14 protein-coding genes are annotated in these 16,475 nt (G+C 44.7%); 11 read left to right on the top strand and 3 right to left on the bottom strand.

Going from position 1 to position 16,475, the window contains the following annotated elements; all coding sequences use genetic code 11:
- The first annotated feature begins 191 nt into the window (after window positions 1-191).
- Entirely contained in the window at window positions 192-824 is a 633-nt protein-coding gene (locus AB5618_RS03875) for a DUF5052 family protein (RefSeq protein ID WP_148463601.1), read from the top strand.
- A gap of 796 nt (window positions 825-1,620) precedes the next feature.
- Here AB5618_RS03875 and AB5618_RS03870 read toward each other — a convergent pair.
- Complete coding sequence (locus AB5618_RS03870) at window positions 1,621-1,953, bottom strand: type IV pilin protein (protein WP_178090764.1); 333 nt, start codon at window positions 1,951-1,953, stop codon at window positions 1,621-1,623.
- Between the two features lie 220 nt (window positions 1,954-2,173).
- Between AB5618_RS03870 and AB5618_RS03865 the strand changes: the two genes are divergently transcribed.
- Window positions 2,174-2,989, top strand: a complete 816-nt coding sequence (locus tag AB5618_RS03865) for a glycosyltransferase family 2 protein (RefSeq protein ID WP_330386416.1) — start codon at window positions 2,174-2,176, stop codon at window positions 2,987-2,989.
- A gap of 4 nt (window positions 2,990-2,993) precedes the next feature.
- Here AB5618_RS03865 and AB5618_RS03860 read toward each other — a convergent pair whose 3' ends face one another.
- A complete protein-coding gene (locus tag AB5618_RS03860; protein ID WP_148463603.1) occupies window positions 2,994-3,812 on the bottom strand; it encodes a helix-turn-helix transcriptional regulator in 819 nt (272 codons plus the stop codon).
- 166 nt (window positions 3,813-3,978) lie between these two features.
- Between AB5618_RS03860 and AB5618_RS03855 the strand changes: the two genes are divergently transcribed.
- Entirely contained in the window at window positions 3,979-5,478 is a 1,500-nt protein-coding gene (locus AB5618_RS03855; RefSeq protein WP_368366498.1) for an alpha-N-arabinofuranosidase, read from the top strand.
- Between the two features lie 107 nt (window positions 5,479-5,585).
- Here AB5618_RS03855 and tagD read toward each other — a convergent pair whose 3' ends face one another.
- On the bottom strand, window positions 5,586-5,975 hold the full coding sequence (gene tagD, locus AB5618_RS03850; RefSeq protein ID WP_118584161.1) for a glycerol-3-phosphate cytidylyltransferase: 390 nt from the start codon (window positions 5,973-5,975) through the stop codon (window positions 5,586-5,588).
- Between the two features lie 337 nt (window positions 5,976-6,312).
- On the opposite strand from tagD, the gene sdaAB reads away from it, so the two are divergent.
- From sdaAB to AB5618_RS03810, 8 genes are all read left to right on the top strand, one after another.
- Window positions 6,313-6,972, top strand: a complete 660-nt coding sequence (gene sdaAB / locus AB5618_RS03845) for an L-serine ammonia-lyase, iron-sulfur-dependent subunit beta (RefSeq protein WP_148463605.1) — start codon at window positions 6,313-6,315, stop codon at window positions 6,970-6,972.
- Window positions 6,942-7,061: a DUF6783 domain-containing protein gene (locus tag AB5618_RS03840; RefSeq protein ID WP_368361438.1), complete on the top strand. Its 120-nt coding sequence runs from the start codon at window positions 6,942-6,944 to the stop codon at window positions 7,059-7,061. The genes sdaAB and AB5618_RS03840 overlap by 31 nt, the downstream gene beginning before the upstream one ends.
- Window positions 7,052-7,939: an L-serine ammonia-lyase, iron-sulfur-dependent, subunit alpha gene (gene sdaAA / locus AB5618_RS03835; RefSeq protein WP_330659827.1), complete on the top strand. Its 888-nt coding sequence runs from the start codon at window positions 7,052-7,054 to the stop codon at window positions 7,937-7,939. Before AB5618_RS03840 ends, sdaAA begins: the two co-directional genes overlap by 10 nt.
- A gap of 162 nt (window positions 7,940-8,101) precedes the next feature.
- Entirely contained in the window at window positions 8,102-9,271 is a 1,170-nt protein-coding gene (locus AB5618_RS03830) for an acyltransferase family protein (RefSeq protein WP_148463606.1), read from the top strand.
- Between the two features lie 285 nt (window positions 9,272-9,556).
- Window positions 9,557-10,888: an adenylyltransferase/cytidyltransferase family protein gene (locus AB5618_RS03825; RefSeq protein WP_148463607.1), complete on the top strand. Its 1,332-nt coding sequence runs from the start codon at window positions 9,557-9,559 to the stop codon at window positions 10,886-10,888.
- A 3-nt stretch (window positions 10,889-10,891) separates the two neighbouring features.
- On the top strand, window positions 10,892-13,171 hold the full coding sequence (locus tag AB5618_RS03820; protein ID WP_148463608.1) for a LicD family protein: 2,280 nt from the start codon (window positions 10,892-10,894) through the stop codon (window positions 13,169-13,171).
- An 84-nt stretch (window positions 13,172-13,255) separates the two neighbouring features.
- Window positions 13,256-14,413 carry a LicD family protein gene (locus AB5618_RS03815; protein ID WP_148463609.1) on the top strand — a complete coding sequence of 386 codons (1,158 nt, stop codon included), beginning with the start codon at window positions 13,256-13,258 and terminating at the stop codon, window positions 14,411-14,413.
- The gene (locus AB5618_RS03810) at window positions 14,410-16,296 is read left to right on the top strand and encodes a thiamine pyrophosphate-binding protein (RefSeq protein WP_148463610.1); all 1,887 of its coding nucleotides are present in this window, start codon (window positions 14,410-14,412) and stop codon (window positions 16,294-16,296) included. The genes AB5618_RS03815 and AB5618_RS03810 overlap by 4 nt, the downstream gene beginning before the upstream one ends.
- The last annotated feature ends 179 nt before the right edge of the window (window positions 16,297-16,475 follow it).

The raw sequence follows: 16,475 nt of genomic DNA, 5'->3' as shown, positions 1-16,475 counted from the left end.
ATTTCTGTGCGTCGCGAAGCGGCTGTTGGTCTCGGCGTGAACAGATAACCTGAACTAAAATAATTTAAAACGTGGGACAGTGATTCATCTTGTGTTCTGTGATTTGTCATGCTACTATAAATCTGTAAGTATCTTTTGATTCAAGTTATAGCAGAAGCATATCAAACATAAAATACATGGAGAGAAGAAAAATGCAAAAGAAAAAGAAGAGGACATTTGCAGCCCTTTTGACCGCAATTCTGGTAGTTGCGCTCACTGGCTGCAGTAAACTGGGGTCCATTATTAATGAAATTCATGGCTCATTGATCGGAAACAATTATACCGTATATACCTATGATAATTATGGGAATCAGACCTTGAAAACCTCTGGAAAGAAAATCAGCATTACCGGAAATAAAATCGAAACCGTCAGCTATGACAGCGATGGAAGAGCAGTAACCGGCTATGATCTGTCTTCAGTAATCACCATTACCATTGATGGAAAAGAAATCGAAAGCTGCGGAGATACCTGTGTATTTGTGCAGAATGGGCTGGAACCGGAGGTGGATTTTTCATTAGACGAGGTCAACAGTAACGGCGGAAACGGGATTACGGATAATGCAGCTCTGGCGAGGGTTTTGAACCGGTATAAAAATGATTTTGGCAAATCCAGGGTTGTGGTCATCAAATCCCAGCTTGGACAGCCTATCGCCGCATTTTCCGGGGATAATGTCTATTGGGAAATTCCGGACGATCTGCCGAAAATGACAAAGCTTATGGTCGATGGGAAGGCATTGTACATACATCGGGCCAACTACCAGATTATTGATAAAGACCTTCTTTAAAGCGTAGCAGGAGTGGCTTGTACCACTCCTGTTTTAAAAACAAAATCATATGTTTAATGATTGACAATATATTTTTCAAGTCGTATACTATATTCACTTTCACTACAGAAAATCTCACAGGAAAGTCTGTGTCCGGTCATTCGACCAGATAATTTCATAGTTGTTTTACAGTATAAAAAGGATAGAAAATGACAGATGCGTGCACAAAAACAAATAAAAAATATACTAATACTTGAAAAACACAATTAAATTATGTATTATTATAATATAAAGTGTATTAAAAGAGTATATGCTGCGTTCTGCACACTGTTATTTCACTCAGAAGGGAGTGTGCATGAAGGAAGAAAACGCCACATCCGGAACTTGCAACTGATTAAACTGAAAATACAAACCGAAGGAGGCGGATTTGACATGTGTAAAGCGATTAAAGAAATGTTGCGGGATAGTAGACAAGAAGGTCGGAAAGAGGGAAGACAAGAAGGTCAGGATGAAATGGCGATCTAATCGAGAAGCTTATGTTATCAAATCGCATCAGCGAATTATTAAAAGTCACCACGGATAAGGAATATCGAAATAAACTGCTGATAGAATATGGAATTGCCTGATTGCTGTAACGCCTGTAACAACAGAATACGGAAGCGAGGGAAAGACAATTTCTCTCCCTGCTTCCGTGGATGTGTAGAAGATTTTAACTATAGGAACCAAGTATTAATTCGCATTTAGCATCCCAGGTGTTGCAATTGTATGCTATAGTATATCCTTTGCTATTATCTTCTCGTACCCAGAAACGACCTTCCTACATTTTTACTTTCTGCCCATTTAAAAAAGTGATTTCTTTAAGTCCGAAAGCATCAAAACCAGTACTACCCTGTTTATCCTCATAAGGCACCTTCTTATTATACTTCCCAGTTGAAATAAAGTCTGCCTGTATTTCCGCGTAATACGCTCTCAGGTTTGCCCAGTCAGTGGCGACTCTGGCCTTGTGGAGCTGAGAGGTGAAAATGGGAATGGAGATAGACACGAGAACTGCAATGATTGCAACTACAATTAAAAGCTCTGCCAGCGTAAAGCCCTTTCCCCTGGTTTTCCTGTTGCTGTGCTTTTGTGCACACTTATAGAATTTTGCCATAAAAATCCCTTTCTTTGAAAATTTCTTTTGTAATTTGCCGGAATTAAACATATTTCCGGCGCCTTATCTGTTAAATCTGAGTCTAACATATTGCATGTAAATTATCTACAGTATTTCCTAGATTCATAATCTTTTTCCTTTCTGGACTAAGAAAAGGTTCTGGGCTATAATAGAAACAATGAAAACGCTTCAGAAGCAGAAATAATAAGGAGTGCATAACGTGGAAAGACAGAAATGGGTGGGAACCATACAGGATAGTGAATTTCAGAATACAAATACGAAAGGGGAAGCAGGGCGAACCCCGCAAATATCTGTGATCATGCCCGTATATAATGGTGAGAAATACATCGCCCGGGCAGTGCAGTCTGTTTATGCGCAGGATGTACCACTGGAGCTGATTATCATTGATGACGGCTCTGTTGATGGAACCCGGGAAGCTCTCATTCCATGGGAAAACAGACCGGATTTTGTTTATATAAAAAATGAGCGCAATCTCGGTGCTGCCGGTTCCCGTAACCGCGGTGTGTCTGTTGCGAAAGGCAGATATGTGGCATTTCTGGATGCGGATGACTGGTGGGAAGAGGGAAAACTGGCGGCACAGCTGGCCGCTCTTGAAATGACCGGTGATGTAATCTGCTCCACAGGACGTGATCTCATGAATCCGGACGGAACCTTCACAGGCAAGTATATTCCGGTTAAATCCAGGCTGGATTATCATGAGCTTCTGAAACACAACAGCATTAACTGTTCTTCTGTTCTGATTCTCCGTGAGGTGGCACTGGAATTTCCAATGGAGCATGATGACAGCCATGAGGATTATATCACCTGGCTGAAGGTGGTGCGAAAATACGGACATGCCACAGGAATTAATAGGCCCTATCTGAAATATCGTCTGTCCCAGGGCGGAAAGTCAAGAAACAAAGCCAAATCTGCCATCATGACCTATCAGGTGTACCGTTACGTTGGCTATGGACCGCTGAGAAGTGCCTGTTTCTTTTTGTCCTATGCACTTCACGGAATCTGGAAATATCGTTAAAGTATCAATGGGGCTCTCCCATTTTCCTGCGCCATTGCAGGGGAGAGCATCCTGCCTGTTTCCTGAAATATCTGCTGAAATGGGAAAAATCTGAAAATCCGCACATCTGCGCAATCTGCTGGACAGTCAGTGCTTCATTTGTCAGCAGGTTCTTTGCCTTATCCATACGAATCTGAAGCAAATCTGCATGAGGGGTACTCTGGAAAAATTTCTGATAGCAGGAATAGAACTGGCTTTTTTCCAGACTGACCTTTTTACAAAGCTCTGTGGTGTCCCATGGCTTAGCGTAGTTCGTGAGCATTTCCAGCCGAAGCTTTCGAAATGCAGAATAAAGATTGTCTCCTTCCGTTCCACTTCCATGTATCTGATGGCTTTTAAGTCCCCTTGCAATCGTAATCATAAGCTGCTGAAAGAGAGTATATTCGTATTCATCGGAAAATAAATCATTTGCTATATGTTCTTTGTGAAGGAACCGGATGCAGGCATCGATCTCTTCACAGTTTCCCGGATAAAAAACAGTGTTAAGTGGGATCCCATACTGTTTTTTCAGATCTGCCTTACAGGAAAAATGAAGGTAGCTGTTCCGGAATCTGTGAACAGCCTTATAATGCTGCTCATATCCGGGGGCATAGAGAATACAGGCATTTTCCTTGGAAATACTGAGTCTTTTATCCAGATACACCTTCATGGGTGTCTTAAAAAGCAAAAACAGATAGTCTCCGCTTCCGTTGGGGCGGTAGATCTGATCATAATCAGGGTTTGAATAGTTGTATTCGCAGAACTGAATGGAAAAATCCCTGTCTCCAGCTTCGTAAAAATTCATGACCCGGACTCCTTTCACCATTTTTTTTACTGTAATCATTATCGGAAAAAAAGTCAACTATATCGGAAGAAAAAAACTGGTAAAAAATTCGTATGCCATTAAAATAATAGATACATAAAGAGCAGAAAAAATGCCATACAACTGGCACCATATAAGGAGGATACCTATGAAAAAAGCGCAGATCATTATTGACAAATATTTCCTCACTGGAAAGGTGGATAAACGAATTTTCGGATCTTTTATTGAACAGCTTGGTCGAGCTGTTTACCAGGGAATTTATCAGGAGGGCAGTCCGTTGTCTGACGAGCAGGGATTCCGTAGGGATACTCTGGAGCTGGTAAGAGAGCTGCAGGTTCCTATTGTCCGCTATCCGGGAGGTAACTTTGTTTCCGGGTTTAAGTGGGAGGACAGCGTAGGACCAAAGGAATTAAGACCAGCCAGACCGGAACTTGCCTGGGGCGTGATCGAGAACAATCACTTTGGCCTGGACGAGTTTGTGGACTGGGCGAAGAAAGCAGACACAGATATTATGATGGCAGTGAATCTTGGAACAAGAGGACCGGAGGAAGCCAGAAATCTTCTGGAATACTGTAATTTTAAGGGCGGTACCTATTACAGTGACATGCGTAAGGCCAACGGTCATGCAGAGCCGCACAACATTAAAACCTGGTGTTTGGGAAATGAAATGGATGGTCCATGGCAGATGGGACATAAGACAGCGTATGAATATGGAAGAACAGCAGCAGAGACTTCCCGTATTATGAAAATGCTGGATCCGGAGATTGAGACTGTTGCCTGCGGAAGCTCCAATCTGATGATGCCGACATTTGGAGATTGGGAGTACACGGTTCTGGACGAGTGCTATGATCTGGTGGATTATATGTCCCTTCACCAGTATTACGGCAATGCTGCTGATGACACCCCTGATTTTCTTGCAAATTCCAAAGGGATGGATGACTTTATTTCCGGCGTAGTCAGCATCTGCGACGCTGTCCGTGCGAAAAAGCATGGCAAAAAGCGCATTAATCTTTCCTTTGATGAGTGGAATGTGTGGTATCACAGCAATGCGGCCGACGAGAAACTGGAAAAATGGGGACAGGCTCCACATCAGCTTGAGGATATTTATAATTTCAAAGATGCCCTTCTGGTTGGAAGCATGCTGATCACATTGCTCCGCCATGCGGACCGTGTGAAAATGGCATGCCTGGCACAGCTGGTAAATGTAATCGCGCCGATCATGACCTCCGATACAGGTGCATGGCGCCAGACTATTTTTTATCCATATATGTACACAAGCATTTTCGGAAGAGGAACTGTGTTGAATACACAGGTACTGGCTCCGGTATACGACAGCAGGAATTACTGTGACGTTTCGTATCTGGATTCTGTGTGCGTATGGAATGAGGAGAAAGATACTCTTACAATTTTTGCAGTGAATAAAAGTCTTGAGGAAGATCTGGAGGTAAGCTGCGATTTGCGCCAGTTTGAAGGCTATCAGGTGCAAGAACACATTGTACTTACTAATGACGATATGAAAGCTGTAAATACAGAAGCGGATCCCGAAAAGGTTGTGCCTGTGAAATCCGCTGCAAGCCGGATTGACGGCGGTAAATTAAGTACTGTGCTTGGAAAACACAGCTGGAATATGATCCGTCTTGCTAAGTAGTCCGGGAAAAATCGCGCGCACATTGCTGTCATGAAATAAAAAAGTCAGAGATTTCGTAACCTGTATGAATCATACGAAATCTCTGATCATATAATTACCAATGCTTCCTACTTCTGCAGATCCGCCTTAATCTGCGTAGTAGAAATCTCAGGTGTCCTCGGCAGGTACACCACGTCGCAATAAGGCTTCAGAAAGTCAAACTTCCCTTCCCAATCGTCACCCATAACAAAGGTATCTACGTGGTATTCTTTAATATCACTTACCTTCTGCTCCCAGTTCTCCTCCGGAATTACCAGATCTACGTAGCGGATGGCTTCCAGCAGGGATTTCCTTTTTTCATAAGAGAAATAGCATTTTTTATGCTTCTCGTTCCAGTTAAATTCATCTGTAGATAAAGCTACGATCAGGTAGTCACCATAAGCTTTCGCCCTGCGCAGCAGATTAATGTGCCCATAGTGAAGTAAATCAAAGGTACCGTAAGTAATCACTCGTTTCATGAATGTGTGCCTTTCATAAAGAAATCTGAAAATAGTCTTGCCGGAATGGTTCCAGGCGATTTACATAGAACTATTTTACCACAGTCCAGGTAGAAAGGAAACATAAGATTATTTATCGGGAGTATTGTGCATTGCGAAGCGCGTTACTGTGAACGGAGTGAAAAGTAAACACGAAGTAAACAGTTACCAGTTACCCTTTATCCATGTTGTAAAAGGTATGTTTTAATGTTAAGATGGAACAATAACAGTGCAGATGTGAGCGGTAACGTGAAAACATCTGCAGGCTGCCGGAAACGAAAAAAGGCAGCGGATGAATAAAAGGAAGAGGAAAATAAGTATGAATGTATTTGACATTCTGGGGCCGGTCATGATCGGACCGTCCAGCTCACACACTGCGGGAGCAGCCCGGATCGGTCTGGTGACAAGGGCTCTTCTTGGAAAAACTCCGGTGAAAGCGCACATATTTTTGCATGGTTCTTTTGCGAAAACCTATAAGGGACACGGCACGGATAAGGCTCTTGTAGCGGGAATACTGGGAATGCAGACAGATGATGAGCGTATCCGCTTTTCACTTGATGTGGCGAAAAAGGAGGGACTGGAAATTCAGATTGAGACTGGTGAACTGGAGAATACGCACCCGAATACTGCGGAGATCACTTTGACTGCAGCAGACGGGGAAAAGGTGTCTCTTCGGGGCAGCAGTATTGGCGGGGGGAATATCCTGATCACCCGAGTGAATGGAATGGAGGTTGCTCTTACTGGGCAGAATCCTGCTTTGATCGTGCTTCACAAGGATGCACCAGGGACGATTGCTGCGGTTACAGAGCTGATGGCAGAGTATGGGGTGAATATCTGTAATTTTCACTTGGCGCGCGAGACCAAGGGTGGTCTGGCGGTAATGACTATCGAGAGCGACAGCCACTTTGTTCCGGAACTCAATGAGAAGATTAACCGGCTGGAGAATATATATTCCAGTACGATGTTAGAGCGTGTTTAAAAAATCATTTCCGCAATCTGCACGCCCCACTTTGCGGGAGATTTCACCCCACAAAAAATACAATAAAGGAGAATTCACTGTGGATCTAAACTACCACTCAATGGAATCCCTGCTGAAGGCAGCGAAGGAGAACAACTGTCGCCTGTCCGCTTTGATTCTGGAGCAGCAGGCGGAGCAGATGGAACTGCCGAAGCAGGAAATATATAAAAAAATGAGGGAAAACTATCGGGTTATGGCATCCTGTATCCAGCCTGGCAGCGCCCCGGATCTGAAAAGCACAAGTGGCCTCACTGGTGGAGATGCCTATCGCATGCGCATTGCTGTAGAGCAAGGGAAAAATCTTACAGGTCCCCTTCTTGGAGGCGCCCTCTATCGTGCCCTTGCAGTATCAGAACTGAACGCTTCCATGGGAAGAATCGTAGCAGCGCCTACAGCAGGAAGCTGCGGCATTGTACCGGCAGCTGTACTCACCATGCAGGAGCAGTACCAGCTTACAGAAGAGGAATGCGTCATGTCCCTTTTCACAGCATCTGCAGTGGGAATGGTAATTGCCAATAATGCGTCACTTGCAGGAGCGCAGGGAGGTTGTCAGGCTGAGTGCGGTTCTGCATCTGCCATGGCAGCGGCGGCAATTGTGGAACTTGCCGGCGGCACACCTGATATGATCCAGTCGGCAGTAGCCACTGCCCTAAAAAATATTCTGGGTCTTGTATGTGACCCTGTTGCAGGGCTGGTTGAAATTCCATGCATTAAGAGAAATGCATCAGGCGTAGCTGGGGCATTTGTGGCAGCAGAACTGGCTCTGGCCGGAATCCGAAGTGCAATTCCGGCTGACGAGGTGATCTGGACTATGAAAAAGGTAGGAGATGTGATGCCCACTGCCCTTAAAGAAACAGCAGAGGGTGGCCTGGCGGCAACACCTACAGGGCGCAAACTGCACCAGCAGGTTTTTGGAGAAATGAAATAATACATTATTGCGGTTCATCAGTAACACAAAACCACAGGAAAATATTTCAAAACACGTTAAAATATTAAAAAGTTATTCCAAAAACCACAAAAATATGTTATCCTTTATTCATAAAACTGACATGTCTGAAAATAATTATGTCAAAGTATAAAGGTGGCTAAAATGAGCAAGAATACGAAGGAACAGGAAATTCCATATTCCTACCTTGTGGATAATATAAAAATATTTTTGATTTTTCTGGTGGTTTTTAATCATATCATTGCATTCCAGCTGGTTAAAGCAGATCAGGTTGTGCGTTTTGTGTGGTATGGAATTACCATATTTCATATGCCGGCGTTCATATTTATTTCCGGTTATCTGTCCAAGAAGCCTCAGGATGTGATGAAGAATGTTAAGAATTTATTGATTCCATATATTCTGGGTTATACACTTACCTGGGCAGCGCAGATCTGGCTGGGAAATAAAATGGATTATGAACTGCTCCGTCCTTCCGGAACCGTTATGTGGTATGTGCTTGCGTTGTTTGCATACCGTCTGACCATAGAAGCATTTGGAAAAATAAGGTTTATTGTACCTCTCAGCATTATTTTTGCGCTGTGGGCAGGAACCAGAATGGAATTCAGTACATTTTTATCAGCTTCAAGAATTGTGGTATTTTTCCCGTTTTTTGTGGCAGGATATTTATGGAAGAGTGAATACACCAAGGTGATCCGCAAATTTAAAGGCAAGATCGTGGTTGCACTTTTCGTGATCATTCTTCTGTTTGTGGCGACCAATTATATGATCGGAAATAATATTCCGGTAGACCTTTTCCGAGGCAATCATTCCTATCTTGCAAGTGGAATGGACAATGTGCAGGGAATGGTAGTCAGAGGAATGATGTATCTGATTTCCTTTACGGTTATTTTTGCATTGCTGGTGCTGATGCCAGATAAACGCCATCCATTTATTTTCCTGGGAAGAAACACAATGGGAATTTACTTTTTCCATTATCCCATCATGATTCTGATGAACGGACTTATGATCCTGAATATTCCGCAGCTGATGAATGTATGGGCGTTGTTTGGAGTGTCAGTTCTGTTTGTACTGATACTTGGAAGTCTTCCGGTGGACTGGGTCTATACCAATGTTATGGGACTGATCACCTTCATTCTTTTCAAACGTGAGAAGAAGGTTGAGGATGAAGGTCTGGAAGACGAATATGATAGTGAAGAGGAAGACCGGTTTGCAGTACTGGCTCAGCGAAGAATGGCTATCGAAGAGCTGGCTGCCACATGGGATACCTCCTTTGATGCAGAAGAGAAAGAAGATCATGAAGAAGGGCAGTCCTGACGGATTGTCTTTCTTTTCTTATTAAGAAAGAGACAGCAGTTCAGTAGTTTCACAGTAAAAAAAGAGTTATATTTTTGTTAAACCCGGGAATATTTTTTGTAAAGCAGATATTCTTTCATAATGACTTACTATGCAAACTGTGTTATACTAAATGTATTTATTAGTCCCGGACGGCAGCTGGTTCTGATTTGTTGCTGCTCAAGCTATGAACAGTAACCGGGGGAATGAAAGGGAGTATTTTACTGCAGAGTGAAGCTGACAGCAGGGGTTTTAAGGGGAAATACGATGAAAAAAGTAATCACTTACGGAACTTTTGACCTGTTCCACGAGGGACATTATAATATTTTAAAAAGAGCGAAAGCATTGGGCGATTATCTGATCGTGGGCGTGACCAGCGAGAGCTACGATATTGAGCGTGGTAAGCTGAACGTGCGGGACAGCCTTCTGAAAAGGATTGAGAATGTACGCCGTACCGGTTTTGCAGATGAGATCATCATCGAGGAGTACCAGGGGCAGAAGCTCAGCGATATCATCAAGTATAAGGTAGACCTTCTGGTACTTGGTTCTGACTGGCGCGGCAAATTTGACTACCTTAAGAATTACTGTGATGTGGTGTACCTGGAGCGTACCAAGAATATTTCCAGCACCAAGCTGCGCGGTGAGGGAACCACTTACACCGTGGGTGTAGTTACAGATAATGATCAGGACAATGGGATCGTGTGGGAGACAAAATATGTCAGCGGTCTTCATGTAGAGTGCGTTTTTTCTGAGAATGCAGAGGCAGCGGAGTCGTTTTGTGACAAATATGAATTGGATTCCTACTACAGTGTGGAGGCAGATAATGGGGAATGGCAGCAGGGATTTGACTGCTTTTTGTCCCAGGTAGACATAGTTTATATCAAGACCGAGCAGCCTAAGAGGGAGAAATACATCCGCAGATCCCTGGAGCTTGGAAAATATGTGATAAGTGACGCTCCTATGACGAATAATAAGGAGAAGCTGAAGGACCTGTTTGCACTTGCAGCAGCCCGTCATGTACTTCTTGTGGAGAAAATAAATCTGGTGTATCTGCGGGCCTTTAACCAGCTTGTCTGGCAGACACACAGCGCCTTGGTGGGCGATATTGTGTGTGTGAAATGCTCTATTTCCCAGGACCATTTCGAAGGAGGAAGAAGTTTTTCCGAAACTGCAGTTCTGCCTTTGTGTGCTATTATCAAGATACTGGGCAGAAATTACCAGGAAGTGAATTCCAATGTGGTGAAGGACAGATCTGGAAACTGCATTTACGACATGATCACCATGAAATATCAGGATGCTCTTGCCACAATCGAGATTGGCACCACAGTAGATGTGGAGGATGAGTTTGTTGTGATCGGTACGAAAGGCCGTGTGACCATCCCGGGAGACTGGTGGAATACAGGATATTTTGAGGCAAAGATAGACGACAGCAAGGGACTGAAGCGGTACTGCTTTAACTTCGAAGGCAATGGCCTCCGTTACCTTTTGCAGGAGCTGCTTATTATGATCAGTGATGAGAGAACGGAATGTACCAGACTTTTTAATGAGGAATCAGAGACTCTGGCAGACATTCTGGAAATCATAAACCAGAGAGGATAACCAATGACAGAGAAACAGGAACATCTGCTGCAGCTTTTCCGTGAGCTGGATGAGATCTGTAAAAAGAATAATCTGAGATATGTGATGGCGGGAGGAACAGCCATCGGTGTTGTGCGAAACGAGGGATTTATTCCCTGGGATGATGATGTGGACATCTATATGCCCAGAGATGACTGGAATAAACTGGTGGAAATTTCCGGATCCGTGCTTCCGGAGCACCGCGCCCTTCAGTGTGTGGACGTAGACCGCAGCTATACCAATACTTTTCCAAGGTATGTTGCTACGGACAGCTGCGCCCTTCACAAGCATCAGATTATCGGCAGGGACAGTGCCGGTGAGATCATCGATGTGCTTACCCTGGATCCCATTCCCGCAGATGATAAGGAATATGAGAAATACAGAACTCATATGATGATCTACTCTGAGCTGGTAAATATGGTAGTTGTATATGGTGCCCGCTGGGAAATTCCGGTGACTGCCTATCTGCGCTGGCTTTTTTCCTATACATTTCTGGGGAAAGACCGCACATTGAAGAAACTGGAGAAGATCATGTATTCCTATAAGGAAGAGGATTGTCCGCGCTATGCAATGCGCTGGGGCGGCTGTCCGTTCCTTTTTGATAAGGACATGATGTTTCCTGTGAAATATATGAGCTTTGAAAATACAAAGGTAATGGTGCCGCACAGAATGAGTGACTATCTGATCTGGCATTACGGAGATGAATGGTCCTATATTCCACCCCATGGGGAAAGAGAATCCCACGATGCGGTTACGGTAGAGGGAATTACCTATAAAGAGCTTCGGGATGATTATCTGCCGGGAATCCGCAAGGGCAGGCTTCGCAGAGATTCCATCTGGCGCAAGATATATTCTCTTGCAGGCGCGAAGCGGAACCACCGCCTTCAGTATAAGCGCAATCTTCTGCTGGCAAAAAGTACGGTGATGGATCTGGAGGCGCGCATTTCAGAAAGCAGACACAGCCTGAAGGAATTGGTAGAAAAGCGTGACTTTTCCCAATTAAATGAAATCTTTACAAAATATTACCAGGTCCAGCTGAGCTCTGCGTTTATCGGCAGGGAGGATTTTGGCGGAATCTATGCTTTTTATCATCCTGTTTTGCTGGAAGTCAGCGATGTGACTTTTTATGCAGCAATGCTGACGCTGGTTTATACAGAACGGATCGGGAAAGCATGGAGAATGCTGGTGGTGAAAGAGCAGACCGGTACATTCCCTTCTGAACTGGCCCAGTTGAAATCTGATATTGAACTGTTTCGAAGAGCAGTCTGCGATTATGAATTTAAGCGTTATCAGGAAGCAGAGGATACGATGGTGCCGCTGATGGAGCGGTATCCGGAAGTGCCGGGATTTGTGAAATTTAAGAGCCGTTTTCTTATGGAACGCGCTTGCAATGGAATTGATATGGTGGAAGCGGAGCTTTATATTGATGAGGCACTGCGGCTTTTCCCGGAGGACGGGTATTTCCTGAAGTACCAGGGAGAACTGCTCTGGATGAAGGGCAAATGTGCGGATGCTCTGGAAGTTTTTGCAGATGCCCGTGAGAAAACAAATAATGGAATTACCCAACTGGAGTTGGATAAGTTTTTGAATCCTTATGGCAGGGAGACGGTGAAGACTTGTCAGCAGCTTCTGGATGTTGGACAGAAGGATGGGGCGATGAAGCTTATGGCTTTGTGGTACAGACTTCTGCCGGAGAATCCTTCTGTGCGGGAATATTATTATCTGGCCCGCGCAAGTGTTGCGAAAAAGCGTTCTGAGGTGGAAGAACTGATCGGGGAAATTCTAAAGCGCATTGATGCAGAGCGTGCAGAGAGCCCGGGTGAGAACAATGACATCCAGATCTATAAGCGTGCACTGACAAAAGCATGGGAGCGCCTGGGCTATCCAGGTGAGCTGGCAAGGGTTCGCACAGATCTGGTTTACACCAGTGAGGCGGATGATCTGGAATGGCTGGCAGAACGTGCCAAGGACGGACAGATCCGCAAGGAAAAACGAGCCCAGGTGTACAAGGTAATTGGAGATGTGAGAAGAAAACAGGGACAGACGGAGGCTGCGTTCCAGAACTATCTGGAGGCACTGCGGCAGAATGGAAGCGGTTTTGTGCGAACGGAGCTTTCCAGAATATTTCTCACAGATCTGTATGAAGGAAGCAAGAGAGCAGCTGTATATGCAAAAGCCGGAGATGCTTCTGAGTTTTTGAATCAGTGGCTTGGAAAGTATGGAAGTATAGAAGAGATACAGCAGCTTGTGAAAGAATGCTTGTGACACACATCTCGCAGAAAGCCTTTTTCAAACAGGCGCTGGTAACAGTGTGATCACTATGAACAGACAGATGGGAGCAGACGTAGCTTGAACAGAGAAATAAAAGAAGTTGTAAAGCTTCTGGCCGAAATAGATAAAATATGTAAAAGAGAAGGAATTCCTTATTATCTGGGACCACAGCTTACTTTGTGCTGTGTTACCGGGCAGGAGATCACCAGCCCTCATGCAGGCGTGGTCTATATGCGTACTGCGGATATGGAGCGCTTTCGTCTGGCTGTGGAGAAGGAGACTCCGGATAGCAGAATTGTGGAATCCATGAATAACAATAAGCGTTTTTATGGATTTTTCCTTCGCTATACAGATCTGGATACGTTGTGCTTCCGTCTGAATGAAGGCAGGAACTACAAATATCCGGGTATGGGAGTGGATATTCTGCCCCTGCGTGGAAAACAGCGTTCCAGACTCGCTCATTTGTGGACAAGAGCCCAGGAAGTGGGATGGAATGAGCTGGCTGATTATTATGGAGACCGAAAAGGCAGGAAAAAGGCAATCTGCCGTTTTGTCATGAGGCTTCGCCTGGTCACAGGACGTGCCCGTCTGGGAAAAAGCCTTTACCGCATGCTCTGTAAAAGGATGAATGTGGAGGATACCCAGGAATATGTAGTTCGCCTGAAGAAAAAGGCAGTGTATTTTCCAAGGGAAATTTTTGATGAGACAGAAACTGTGGTGATCGATGGCAGGAAGTTTCCGGTGCCGGGAGATACTTATACGTATCTTCAGAAGTATTATGGGGAAGACTACCAGGAGAAGGTTCTGGATAATTATACAGTGAAGCTGTCGGAAATGGTCAGTGCCAGGATCCGATTCGAGGATTATTTTCAGGAAGTGGGAAGTCAGAAGAGCCTGATCCGGAAGCGAAGCCATGCCCGACGAAAGCAGGGACATGCCAACCAGAAAAAGGAATATCTGAACTGGAGCTGGAATTATGTGAAATTCTGTGCATCCAAGATTGAATTGGAGAAATATTATCTGGATAACAAAGAGTATATTATAAATCTTTATAAGAATAAAGATTATCCGGCTTTGGAAAAAGTTTTTGTCCCATATACAAAGGCTATGGTGAAGAGCCTTAAGAATGACGAGGTGTTTATTCCGGATGAGGAGCTTCAGCATATTTATCTGGATATGTTGGGGGTAGCAGGAAGGACAAATCTGAAAAAAAAGGTGGAGAAATTCTGGAAATGAAAGTAACGGATTATATTGTTGAGTTTTTACAGAGAAAAGGGATTCATGATTTCTTTGGATACCAGGGAACCATGATCGCCCATCTGGTTGATTCTATAGAGAAAAATCCTCATACCAGAAGCCATTCCAGCTATCATGAGCAGGGAGCGGCTTTTGCAGCATGTGGATATGCCCAGGCGGGGGAACGGTGTGCATGTGCTTATGCGACCAGCGGCCCGGGTGCTGCGAATCTGATTTCAGGAATCGCAGATGCTTATTTTGATTCTCTTCCGGTTGTTTTTCTTACTGGTCAGCTGAATACTTATGAGTATTCCGGCATCCCGGGACTTCGGCAGCAGGGCTTTCAGGAGATTGATATTGTTGCCATGGCGAAGCCTGTGACCAAGTATGCAGTACAGATCCGGGAGGACGAGGATATTGTAAAAGAACTGAATAAAGCTTATCATATTGCGAATTCTGGCCGGAAGGGGCCGGTATTGATTGATCTTCCTATGAATATACAGCGGGGGGATGTAAAAAATCCGGTTTATGACATAAGTCTGGATGAGATGGGATTTGGTGCAGCTTGCGAGAGTAGCATGGAAGCAACTGCAAACAGCTGCGGAGCAGCAGGCGTGGACATGGCAATGAAGCCGGACGACAGTGGAGTATTAGAGTCTGCAAAAATGGCAGACTGTGAAATATCAGCTTGTGCTGTTTCTGCAGCAGATGCAATCCGTGAAGCACTGGATAAAGCACAGCGTCCCGTAATCATGTTAGGACATGGAGTCAGCGACAAAGCAGTTCGCGACCAGTTATTTACTCTGGCACGTCAGTGGAAAATCCCGATAATCACAAGCGTATTGGAAATGTCAGCACTACCGTGGGACGACCCGCTGAATTTTGGATGCATCGGAGGCGCTTACGGACATCGCTATGCCAATATGATCGCCAATGCGAAAAGTGACTTGCTGATTTGTCTTGGCATTTCCCTTTGCACCCGTCAGATTGGTACGAAAGTTCATGAGTTCGCGAAAAACGCGAAAATCATCCGAGTAGATATTGATAACTATAATTTGCAGCGAAATATTCACGAAAATGGAATTGATGAAATGAAATTCTGTGCAGATGCTGCCGAGGTGATTCGGGCAATGGCAGAAAATGCGGAAAGTGCAGAATCTGATGGTTCGACGATTTATGATTTCAGTGAATGGCTGGCTGTGTGCGCCGATATAAAGAAATCTTTGCGCGCAGTAGATGATTCCATCCCAGAACGCTATCCGAATCGTATGATCGCAGATTTAAGCGACGCTCTTGCAGACACTTCCGCAGTAGCAGTTGACGTAGGACAGCATATGGTATGGAGCTACCAGTCCTTCCATAACCAGAAAGACCAGAAGCTTCTTTTCTCCGGCGGACACGGAGCAATGGGCTATGCTCTTCCAGCAGCAATCGGAGCTTATTACGCCACCGGAAAGCCAGTAGCCTGCATTTGCGGTGACGGCGCATTCCAGATGAACATTCAGGAACTGGAGTGGGTCAAGCGTGAGAATCTTCCTATTACCATGATGGTAATGAACAACCACGCCCTGGGAATGATCCGCCACCTCCAGCGCGACTACTTTGAGCAGGTCTATGCTGATACCTCAGAAGGCAGCGGCTTCTCGTCCTGCAACTTCGCAGAGGTAGCCAAAGCTTATGGAATCAGCAGTGCCTGTATGGAAGCCAATGAGGTTGTTGAAAAAGCGGCAGACTTTTTACATGGCACCGAAGCGCCGAAACTCCTTGAAATCCGCCTGGAGCCCGGCACCTTCGCTTATCCCAAGACCTGCCTGGGCGAACCCATCCACAACCAGCAGCCGTATATCCCGAAGGACGTCTACGACAGACTGATGGATTTATAAAAAATAAATTTATAAGAACCGGGCTATTTTCAATAACACATTGAAAGTATGACCTGGTTCTTGTTATCATAGAGAATAACGAAATTGTTATTTAGTTGATTAAAAGTTCTTTAATGCGGACGCATTTGGACAATGTGTATTACTCACTCGCCGGCGCAACGCTCCAGCGAACTAATCGC

The organism is Ruminococcus sp. J1101004sp1_RTP21198st1_B9_RTP21198_201120, assembly GCF_040924245.1.
GTDB classification, from domain to species: domain Bacteria; phylum Bacillota; class Clostridia; order Lachnospirales; family Lachnospiraceae; genus Blautia_A; species Blautia_A faecis.
This window is presented reverse-complemented; position numbering and strand designations above follow the sequence as displayed.